We start from the raw sequence: 2527 nt of genomic DNA, 5'->3' as shown, positions 1-2527 counted from the left end.
TTCAGACAGGTGTGTCATACTTCTGGCCATTCATAGGTAAAGATTAATATGCGTAACTTCACACGTCTATTTACCAAATCAGCGGTCGCAGCCATTTTTTTTGCAGGGATAGCAACCCCTGTCCTAGCTCAATCAGCTGATGCTGAAGACCTTGAACCTTTGGGTATTGAACCTGCAGGTGCTGAACCTTCAGGCATTGAATCGGGTACTGAGCCTTTGGGGATTGAAGCTTTAGGGGATGATATTGAGGGGATTGAAACTGAGGGGGATGAAACCGAGGAGGTCGTCAGCAATGCAGACCTGTTGGTCGCTCAAGCCGTTTCCCCAGGTGCTGACGACAACGGTTGGTATGTCTCCTTAGCACCCAATTTGGTGTTTGGCTATCCCGTTGATATTGAGTCAGATGAACCCATTGCTATCACGGCTGCCCCACTTTTTCCCGGTTTACCCCCGGTGACAACCAATATTCCTGTGGATATTTCCTTTGATGCAGATACCGGATTTGGGGTGAGCGGGGCAGCTGGCTATCGTTTTGACGATGCCCGTGTGGAACTGGAGGTCACTTATACCAGTAATGATGTGGAAGGGGTTACGGTCAATGACCTGGCTGAAATTCCCTTGGATGGAGATATCGAATCGGTTCAGTTTATGGTGAATGGATATTACGATATTCCAACCAAGAGCCGGTTTAGTCCTTATATTGGCGGTGGTGTCGGTATTGCCACCCTAACGGTGAATGATATTGAAGCTGATATTCCGGGTATTGGGACACTGGCACTGGACGATACGGGAGCCAGCTTTGTTTTTCAAGTCAAAGCAGGTGTGGGCTATGAAATTAGTGAACAAGCAAGCGCCTTTCTAGGCTACCGCTTGCACGGATTGCCGGGGCAAAACTTTGAAGCCTTTGGGGCCGATTTGGATGCTGACACCTTACTGATCCATTCCCTACAGCTGGGTGCCCGGTATGAGTTCTAAGGGGCTATGGCAGTAGTCTTACTGTCCATAGATCCGATAGCGGCTGTTCTCGTTTAGGACGGGTAAATCTAGTATCTGTCCTATGTAGGTGACCGCGTAACGGCTTTGATACTTATCCATGAGGGCGCTTACCTGGGCGGTATCTAAGCTGTTATAGCCATTGGTGAGGGCCTGGCGAATCTGGCGGCGGTTGTCGGTACGGCGGTCGGTATAGCTGAGAAGATCCAGGCCACCGCCGAGGTCCGTTATGCGCTCAAACCAGGCCTCCACATCGGCAGATGAGGCGCTCGGCACAAACCGAAATTTGGCAATGGCCGGATGATCGGACAGCCAGGCTAACGGGCTGAGATCCACAGGGGGAGAGATTACCGGCTCACCCTCTGGCACATGTTGTTGGAGCCAGCTGGCGGTGGCGATCAGGTCAGGGTTGACCCCCTGTACCTGGCTGGGAAAATCCCTTAGAGCCATGGCTTTGGTATAACAGCGGCTGGCTTCGGCCCCAAAGCAAATCAGAAGGATAAGGGTGAGTGCGATCGCACCTCTGCGTCCTCTAAACACCCAGTTTTCTAACGCCAGCGCCAAAAATAACGCGGTTCCTAACGCCAGCATTAAATCTCCAACGCGAAAGGGATAATACTGCAAGATTCGCCCCTCCACATCAAAGGGAGCCACTAAAATCCCAGCTCCAAAAAGAATTAGCGTACACAGCACAAAGCAGAAAAAGTCCGCGCGGTTTCGGGTAATTCTCGCGTCTGGCTGCGGAGCGAAACGAGTCACATGGAGGGCTGTTCCCCCAAACACCAGCAGATATGCCAACAGATAGAACCATTCCTCCAACGGCCACGCCAACGGATTGACATGGTGAGGATTGCGCAAAAAAGAATAAATGTAAGACGGAGAAATATCACTCGCTGCAACCGGTCTGAGCAGCTGAGTCAGCACCGCCGTCAGCGCAAAGACGCTGGTGAGCGCATAGATAGGCAGCGCCGCTAACCACCGACGACCATCTAACAATACATCTCGTCGTCGCCAGCCTAACCACAGCAGTACAGCTATGGATGCCCATCCCCCCACCAGTGCGTGAAAGGACGCCGCCAGACCTAGCCAAGCCGTCATCCAAAGATAGCGCCCCGTCAACATCACCGATAGGGCCATAAAAACAGCACCATAGGCAAATATCTTGGGCTCAATCCCTCCCAGTAGCCACTCTCCTGCCATGACCCCCTGGGGTCTGCGCACATAGACCAATAACCCCATTGCTAGCAGCAGTGTTGGCAGCCGGATACCTAAACGACGAGATAGGGTCCATAGCCCCACAGCCACAGCCAAATATCCCAGGGTGCGCCCAATAATCGATGTGGCCAGAAACCCCACGGTGGTAGTCAGGGGACCAAAGATGAGCTGAAACAGTAAACGATAACCTGGGGGTTCACTGTAGTAGATATCTCCCGCCAGCCAGGTTGGGTCCACAAAATGGCGAGACAGAGGCAAATGGTGCAGCTCGTTGACCGAGCCCATATTGCGAATAAATAAAAACTTGAGACAGAAAAAT

2 protein-coding genes are annotated in these 2527 nt (G+C 52.0%); one reads left to right on the top strand and one right to left on the bottom strand.

The features are described 5' to 3' along the window. Window positions 1-48 precede the first annotated feature (48 nt). Window positions 49-975, top strand: coding sequence for an outer membrane protein (locus IQ260_RS29755; RefSeq protein ID WP_193996663.1), 927 nt, complete (start codon window positions 49-51; stop codon window positions 973-975). 18 nt (window positions 976-993) lie between these two features. Here the strand turns inward: IQ260_RS29755 and IQ260_RS29750 are convergent. Beyond that, window positions 994-2527 (bottom strand): hypothetical protein (locus tag IQ260_RS29750; RefSeq protein WP_228016563.1); only part of this gene is annotated, 1534 nt, incomplete at its 5' end.

The sequence above is a fragment of the Leptolyngbya cf. ectocarpi LEGE 11479 genome (assembly GCF_015207065.1).
Lineage (GTDB): Bacteria > Cyanobacteriota > Cyanobacteriia > Phormidesmidales > Phormidesmidaceae > Leptothoe > Leptothoe ectocarpi.
Note: the sequence above shows the minus strand (reverse complement) of the source record. Positions and strands in the feature narration are given on the sequence as shown.

Excerpts from the sequence above, each read along its gene's own strand:
- IQ260_RS29755 (WP_193996663.1), top strand. The coding sequence starts at position 49 with ATGCGTAACTTCACACGTCTATTTACCAAATCAGCGGTCGCAGCCATT.